The organism is Kitasatospora sp. NPDC091257, assembly GCF_044757675.1.
GTDB classification, from domain to species: Bacteria; Actinomycetota; Actinomycetes; order Streptomycetales; family Streptomycetaceae; genus Kitasatospora; species Kitasatospora lactacystinica.
Map to the genome: position 1 here is coordinate 1 of NZ_JBIVVI010000402.1, position 6,940 is coordinate 6,940.

The window sequence follows — 6,940 nt, forward strand, 5'->3', positions numbered from 1 at the left end:
GGCGCCGTGGTGCGGGCGATCCTGAGCGCCGCCCGGCTCTGACGGGCCGTCCGGGGGCGGGCGCCGGCGCCCCGGCCCGCCCCCGGACGCCCGTTCAGACCGGGTCGGCGAAGCGGGTGCCCACCGCGCGGGCGCGCGACTCGGCGATCTCGGCGTAGGCGGCGTCGCGCCCCGCCCAGTGCGAGCCCTCGACGGACTTGCCGCGCTCCAGGTCCTTGTAGACCAGGAAGAAGTGGGTGATCTCCAGCAGGTCGAACCCGCGCAGGTCGTCGATGTCCCGCAGGTCCGCGTAGCGCGGGTCGCGGGCCGGGACGCAGAGCACCTTCTGGTCCGGGCCGCGCTCGTCGCGCATCACCCACATGGCCACCGCCCGGCAGGTCCGCACGCAGCCGGGGACGGCCGGCTCGCCGCCGAGCACCAGGGCGTCCAGCGGTTCGCCGTCGCCGCCGAGGGTGCCCTCGACGAAGCCGTAGTCGGCCGGGTAGCGGGTGGCCGTGAAGAGGGTGCGGTCCAGGCGGATCCGGCCCGCCGCGAAGTCCATCACGTACTTGTTCCGCGACCCCTGCGGGATCTCGATCATCACCTCGAACTCCACCGCGGCCTCCTCCTCGGCTCCTGGGGGAATTGTCCGCCGTCCGGACGGCCATCGAAAGCACCCCCGCCGTTCGACCGGCGCCGCCACCCTCCGGCGCGAACGCCCCCGACCCGGACGGGCACCCGCGCCGCCCGCGCCCGGGCCCTCGACCCGCGCCCGCGCCCGCGCCCGCACCCGCACCCGCACCCGCACCCGCCGCAGCGGCCCGCAGCGGCCCAGGTCTCGATTGTGCGGCGGAACCGACGGCCCGACGGTTCTTCGTCCACGATTCCCCTACGGTGACGCCTGCAACAACCGTCACCACGCAAGAGGGGGCACGCCCATGTCCCGGAGCCGGAAGCTCCACCGCCTCAGCAACCCCGACGCCGACGAACGCCGCGCCCAGCGCGCACTGTTCCGTCACCTCCGCGACGACACCAACGCCAACCGCGGCCGGATGGCCAGGCGCGTCCGCGAACTCCAACTCCTGCTGGCGATGGACCCGGTCGGGTTCGAGGGCCTCATCGGCCGGCTGATGGAGGCGATGGGCATGAAGGTCGAGCTCACCGCCCGGTCGCGGGACGGCGGCGTGGACGTCCGCGGCATCGACCCGGACCCGTTCCGGGGCGGCAACGTCATCGTGCAGGTGAAGCGGTACCGGGACACGGTGACGCCCTCCGCGGTACGGGACCTGTACGGGACGCTGCGGCACGACCGGGACGCGACCAAGGCCGTCCTGGTCACCACCAGCAAGTTCGGCCCCAGCTCGCACCAGTTCGTCGCGGGCAAGCCGATCAGCCTGATCAACGGCTCCGAACTGGTCGGGCTGCTCAGGCACCACGGCTTCGACGAGGTGTTCGCGGACGCCCAGGACGAGGCCTCCGCCACGGCCGGCGCCCTGGACGACCTGCCCGCGATCGAGGTGGCCACCGAGCCCTCCCGGCTGCTCCTGCACTGGACCGGGGAGGAGGAGTACGACATCGCCGCGCTGGTCTGCACGGGCAACGCGGCGCTCTCCGACGACCACCTGGTCTTCTACAACAACGGCTCGACGCCCGACGGTTCGGTGCGGCTGGTGACCGGCTACGGCGACGCGAACGCCTGCCTGATGGTCGACTTCGACGCGCTGCCCGCCGAGGTCGACCGGCTGGTCGTCATCGCCGCCGCCGACACCGAGAACCACCCCGGGGCCACCATGGGCGGATTCGCCGGGCCGGCGCTGATCCTGGAGGCGGGCTCCGGGCAGGACGCGGCCGTGGTGCACCTGGCGGACGGCGCGGAGACCAACACCGCGATGCGGCTCGGCCGGTTCGACCGCGATCCCTCCGGGGACTGGGAGTTCACCCCGGCGCTCGCCGGGTACCCGGGTGGGCTGCGCCAGGCCGTGACCGCGTACGGGCTGGAGGTCGTGGACGCGTGACGGCGCGGGGCACCCGGCCGCCACCGGGTGCCCCGCAGTTCGACTCTCGTCGCAACTCTCGTCGCAACTCTCAGCGCACGACCGGCAGTTCCAGCACCGACCCCCGGTCGCCGCCCCAGCCGATCCGGTAGCCCGCCTGCCCGTCGGCGGGGAGGAGCTGGAAGGAGTCGGGGTTGGCGGCGGCGACGGTGAGCCTGATCCGGTCGCCGGGCCGGAACAGCACCGAGACGGGCTGGAGGTCGATGGTGACGCGTTGGGTGCGGCCCTGCGGGAAGTCCTCGGCGTCCTCGGCCGCGTAGCTGCGCGGGGTGCGCAGCCGGCGCCAGTCCGGGTTGTCGTCGCGGTCGGCCACCGCTCGCTCGGTCAGGGCCAGTTGACCCTCCGTCAGATAGGTGACCCGGCCGTCCGGGGAGACGTCCTCCAGGTAGACGTGCAGGGCGCCGCGCGCCGAGCCGGCCAGTCCGGTGACGTCGAGGGTGACCTTGCCGTTGCCGGTGACCCGGGTGGCGGCGGTCAGCGGTGCGGTGGTGTAGCTGAGCAGTTTGGCGTCGACGGCGGCGCGGTCGGGGTAACTGACCTCGTCTCCGCTGAGGTTGGTGTTCCAGCGGTCCAGCGGGCCGGTACCCGCGGTCGGGTCGAGGCGCAGCAGGTCGGAGCCGCCGCGGCGGTCGTCCGCCAGGCCGCCGAGGGTGCCGCCCGCGCCGAGGGGGAACCGCTGGGTGCGGGTGCCGGGCACCGGCCAGCGGGTGGTGGTGCGCCAGACGCCCTCGTTGAAGGTGTAGTAGTGCACCTGCCGGCGGCCGTCGGGGCGGGCGTTCCCCCGGACGTAGCGGTCGAAGAAGTCGACCACGCGCCGGTCGTTCTCCTCGTGTTCCCGCGCGGTGAGCGGGCGGGCGGGCTGGAACGGGTCGGCGAGCCAGCCGGCGCCGTGGTTCCACGGGCCGATCCAGTCGTCCTGGGTGTTGGACAGGCCGGTGAACTGGGAGAGCACCCCGTTGGCGGTGCCCGCGTCGAGCCAGCCGGCGCGGGTGAGGACGGGCACCCGGCCGGCCTCGACGGCGTCGGTCCGCTCGCCGACGCTGCCGACCGTCCAGCTCTTCGGGCCGTCCCGGTAGTCGCGGTGGACGCCGGCGTGCGCCATCTCGACGAGGTTGGCGTTGTTCGTGTGCTCGGCGCGCGCGGCGGCGAGCAGGGCCGGGCCGTCGGGCCCGTCGACCGGCCGGGGCTGGAAGCCGGTGAGGCCGACGTCCGCGCAGAGCCTGCGGGTCTGCTCGTCGGTCTCGCAGGTGGTGCCGCCGGCCCCGTCGAGGATGCGCAGCAGCAGCGCGTACTGGGCGATCCGCGGTTCGATGAGCACGCCACCGGGGCGCACCAGGTCCTCGTACGGGTCGAAGTCGTAGGAGATGGGGGCGGCGGCGGTGATGTGGTGGTTGCCGAGGGAGGTGGCGAGCATCGCGGTGTCGCCGCCGTAGGAGATGCCGGTGGTGCCGACCCGGCCGTTGGACCAGGACTGGGCGGCGATCCAGTCGCTGAGCGGGCCGCTGTCGGCGGTCACGTCGGCGCCGAGTTCGGAGGTGAGGGCGCCGAAGGAGGCGCCGGTGCCGCGCAGGTCGGCGGTCACGAAGGCGTAGCCGCGGGCGGTCCACCGCTCGGCCTCGCCGCTGGTGCCACCGGGTTGGCCGGCCCGGACCCGGGCCCGCCAGTAGCGCTGGGTGACCAGGATGGTGGGCAGGTGGGCGCCGGCCCGGGTGCCCTCGGGCAGGTAGACGTCGACGGCGAGGCGGACCCCGTCCGGCATGGTCACGTAGCGCGACCGCAGATGCGGCTCGGCGGGCCCGCCGGCCCCCGCGTCGGGCCCGGCGGCGGCCGCCGGGACGACCGAGAGTCCGAGTACGGCGGCAGCCGCGACCAGCGCCGCCAACGGGCGGCGCGGTATCCCCCGCCTCATCGGACGATCGCCTTCCGGGGGCCTTCCTCCGGGCGTACCTCGGCACCGTCCGGGACCGTCACCACGGCGGCGTCCCCGACGTCCGCACTCTGGAAGGGCTGCCGACCTGCCTGATTGCTCATTGCGACGACCTGGCCTCTCTCGTACGAGCGAGTAGCGTGGTCCCGTCCCCCACCGTCGATGGGACCACGCGCGCCCGGCCGTCCACCAGAGCGCCCTACCCCGAGACGACCCCGATGCGGCCCTGACCCTCCCCGGAGTCCTGGACGTGTCCGCCGGCCCGGCCGTCGCCGAAGTCGCGCACCGCCTCGGTGACGATCGACTCCAGCCGGGCGTGGTGGGCGCCGCGCCAGTAGGCCTGGCCGCAGTCGGCGCACTGGGCGAAGGCGTCGTAGGAGCGCTCGGTACCGTCCCGCAGCTGCTCGCGCACCGAGGTCTTGGTGGCCGGGTGCAGGGTGCCGTTGCAGGTGGTGCAGCGGCTCCAGGGGGCGAGCGGCGGCGCGAAGCGGGAGAGCACGTCGCGCAGTTGCTCGGCGGGACGGTGGCTGTAGACGTAGGCGCCGGCCCACAGTTCGCGCCGGCGCAGCAGTCCGCGGTCGCGGGAGAGCATGATCCGGTGTTCGGCCGCCGAGCGGGCGGCCAGGGCGGCGTCGCCGATGTCGGGGTTCTCGTACGCGGCGTCGACGCCGAGCAGGCGCAGCCGCCGGGCGAGGGTGCCGAGGTGGACGTCCAGCAGGAAGCGCGCCGGGCCGGGCACGGGCTGCGGCCTGGCCACGGCCAGGACGGCGATCTCCTCGCCGTCGGCCGGCACGTGGGTGTCGGGCACGGCCCGACCGTCCACCAGCAGGCCGCCGACCTCGGTGAGCGGGACGCCCAACGACTCGACGACGTGGCCGAGGGTCGAGCTGCCGTCGGTGCGCAGCGCGGTGCGGCCGGCCCGCCGGGGCGCGGAGACGAAGAGGTGCAGCTCGGGGGCGAAGTCGAGCCGGATCTGAGGTCGGTCCACGCGGCCAGCATGCCAGCGGGCGGCGGGCCGGGGCCACCGGGTTTCCGGCCCGCTCCCCGGGCCCGCCTTCATGACCTCCCGGGTCGGGCCCGCCGTCGCGGCCTTCCGGGTCGGGCCCCGGCGCGACGTCCCCGGCCGGGCCGCCACCGCGGCGTTCGCGCTCAGGCCTCCGGCGACGCGCCCGCGGCCACCGGCGACGGCGGTGGCACCGCGGGGCCGCGGTCCCGCGCCGCCCAGCGGGCGACCGGCCCCATCGCGTACCCCGCCGCGAGGAACACCCCGCCGAGGACCAGCCAGCCGGCCAGGCCCCCGTCCAGCAGCAGCGTGGTGAGCAGCAGCGGCCCGAGGGTGCGGGCGACGGCGACGCCGGTGCCGAAGAAGCCCTGGTACTGGCCGATCCGCCCGGCCGGGGCGAGGTCGAAGGCGATCTGCCAGCTGCCGGCCGACTGCTTCATCTCCCCGGCCACCTGCAGGACGGAGGCGGCGACCAGCAGCGCGCCCACCGCCCAGACCGGCACGTCCAGCGCGGACAGCCCGAAGACGGCGCAGGAGCCGAGCAGCAGCAGCCCGGCGGAGCGGACCGCCCGGGCGGCCGGGTCCAGTCCGGTGATGCCGCGTGCCGCCCGGACCTGGAAGGCCAGCACCGCGAGGGTGTTGAGCACGAACAGCGCCGAGCCGAGCCAGCCGATCCCGGGGGCACGCGCGGCGATCCAGAGCGGGATGATCAGGCTGAGCAGGGGCATCCGCAGCAGCAGGACGGCGTTGACCGCGGTGACGGCGGCGTACCGGCGGTCACGCAGCACGGCGAGCCGCGGCCCGGCGTCCGACGGCCCCGCCGGGGCCGGGGCCTCGGGCAGCCGCCGCAGGACCAGCGCGCTGAGCAGGAAGCCGAACGCGGTGACGGCGAAGGCCGAAAGGTAGGCGGCGCGGGTGCCGACGCTGAGCGCGATGCCGCCGATCGCCGCGCCAACGGCCAGTCCGCCGTTGAGGGTCGACTGGATGTGGGCGAGCAGGGCGGTGCGCTGCGCGGGCGGCACCAGGGCGGCGACCAGCGCCTGGCGGGCGGCGGTCAGGCCGGACTGCGCGGTGGCGTAGAGGCAGACCGCGAGCAGGAACAGCGGGTAGGAGCGGATCACCAGGAAGGCGGCGACCACGACCGCCGTGCCGAGTGCGAGCGCCACCGAGGTGCGGCGCGGGCCGCGCCGGTCGGCGAGGTGGCCGAGCGGGACGCCGGCGACGGAGCCGAGTGCCCAGGCGAGGGTGAGGCCGAGCCCGAGGGCGGTCGGCGACATCCCGACGACCCGGGTGAAGTAGAGCGCGGAGCAGGTGTAGTACGCGCCGTCGCCCACGGCGGCGGCCAACTGGGCGGCCGCGAGGGTCCGCTGGGGCCCGGCGGGCGGCAGGGCGTCCCAACGGGCGGCTCGGTCGGTCGGCATGCTCCTCCTTCTCTGGTGCGCGGGTGTCACCCGCCGGACGCGTCCGGGCGGTCACCCACACGCGTCCACCTGCGTAAACGTCTTCACGGACCGTCACCCCTGCCCGCGACCGCCGGACGGGCGGCGCGCGGAGCCGATCTCCGCGACCGCCGGTGCCGGCACGCCCCCACTCTAGGGAAAAACCGGCCCAGTGGAACGGTCCAGTGATCAAGGAATTCCCTGGGCCAATCCGTCGCGCCGCCGCACCGCCGACCGACCCCTGAACCCGCGTGCGAGAGGCGCCAGTTGGCGCCTCCGAGCCCTTCCGGGCGAGCTCGGCCCGGCCTCGCCCGCGCCTCCGAAGCGCCGTCCGTACCCGCTCCGAATCCACTCCGGCCGCCCGCCGCGAAACCGCGATCGGGCAGACCAGGGGCCAACTTTGACCGTGTTGACCCGTCAGTAGCGCCCTTTTATGCTCAACGGCGTTCGCGATCCGGCACCGGGCCGGGGCCACGCCGCCCGCCCGTTCCCGTCGCCGTCCCCGGCTCGAAGGGTGGCCCCCCATCAGCACCTCCAC

5 protein-coding genes are annotated in these 6,940 nt (G+C 75.3%); 1 reads left to right on the forward strand and 4 read right to left on the reverse strand.

The genetic code is table 11. The features are described 5' to 3' along the window. Nucleotides 1-94: 94 nt before the first annotated feature. On the reverse strand, nt 95-595 hold the full coding sequence (locus ACIQOV_RS19655) for an inorganic diphosphatase (RefSeq protein ID WP_359900243.1): 501 nt from the start codon (nt 593-595) through the stop codon (nt 95-97). A gap of 322 nt (nt 596-917) precedes the next feature. Between ACIQOV_RS19655 and ACIQOV_RS19660 the strand changes: the two genes are divergently transcribed. Continuing rightward, nucleotides 918-1,994 carry a restriction endonuclease gene (locus ACIQOV_RS19660; protein WP_401050035.1) on the forward strand — a complete coding sequence of 359 codons (1,077 nt, stop codon included), beginning with the start codon at nt 918-920 and terminating at the stop codon, nt 1,992-1,994. 70 nt (nt 1,995-2,064) lie between these two features. On the opposite strand, the gene ACIQOV_RS19665 is transcribed toward ACIQOV_RS19660, so the two are convergent. From ACIQOV_RS19665 to ACIQOV_RS19675, 3 genes are all read right to left on the reverse strand, one after another. After that, the gene (locus tag ACIQOV_RS19665) at nt 2,065-3,942 is read right to left on the reverse strand and encodes a CocE/NonD family hydrolase (RefSeq protein WP_401050038.1); all 1,878 of its coding nucleotides are present in this window, start codon (nt 3,940-3,942) and stop codon (nt 2,065-2,067) included. A 217-nt stretch (nt 3,943-4,159) separates the two neighbouring features. Further along, entirely contained in the window at nt 4,160-4,948 is a 789-nt protein-coding gene (locus ACIQOV_RS19670) for a Mut7-C RNAse domain-containing protein (protein ID WP_401050041.1), read from the reverse strand. A gap of 161 nt (nt 4,949-5,109) precedes the next feature. Then, nucleotides 5,110-6,384, reverse strand: coding sequence for an MFS transporter (locus ACIQOV_RS19675; protein WP_401050043.1), 1,275 nt, complete (start codon nt 6,382-6,384; stop codon nt 5,110-5,112). Nucleotides 6,385-6,940: the final 556 nt, after the last annotated feature.

What these genes read in the sequence shown, in the direction of transcription:
- ACIQOV_RS19660 (WP_401050035.1), top strand. Translation starts at nt 918, where the DNA reads ATGTCCCGGAGCCGGAAGCTCCACCGCCTCAGCAACCCCGACGCCGAC.
- ACIQOV_RS19665 (WP_401050038.1), bottom strand. Translation starts at nt 3,942, where the DNA reads ATGAGGCGGGGGATACCGCGCCGCCCGTTGGCGGCGCTGGTCGCGGCT.
- ACIQOV_RS19675 (WP_401050043.1), bottom strand. Translation starts at nt 6,384, where the DNA reads ATGCCGACCGACCGAGCCGCCCGTTGGGACGCCCTGCCGCCCGCCGGG.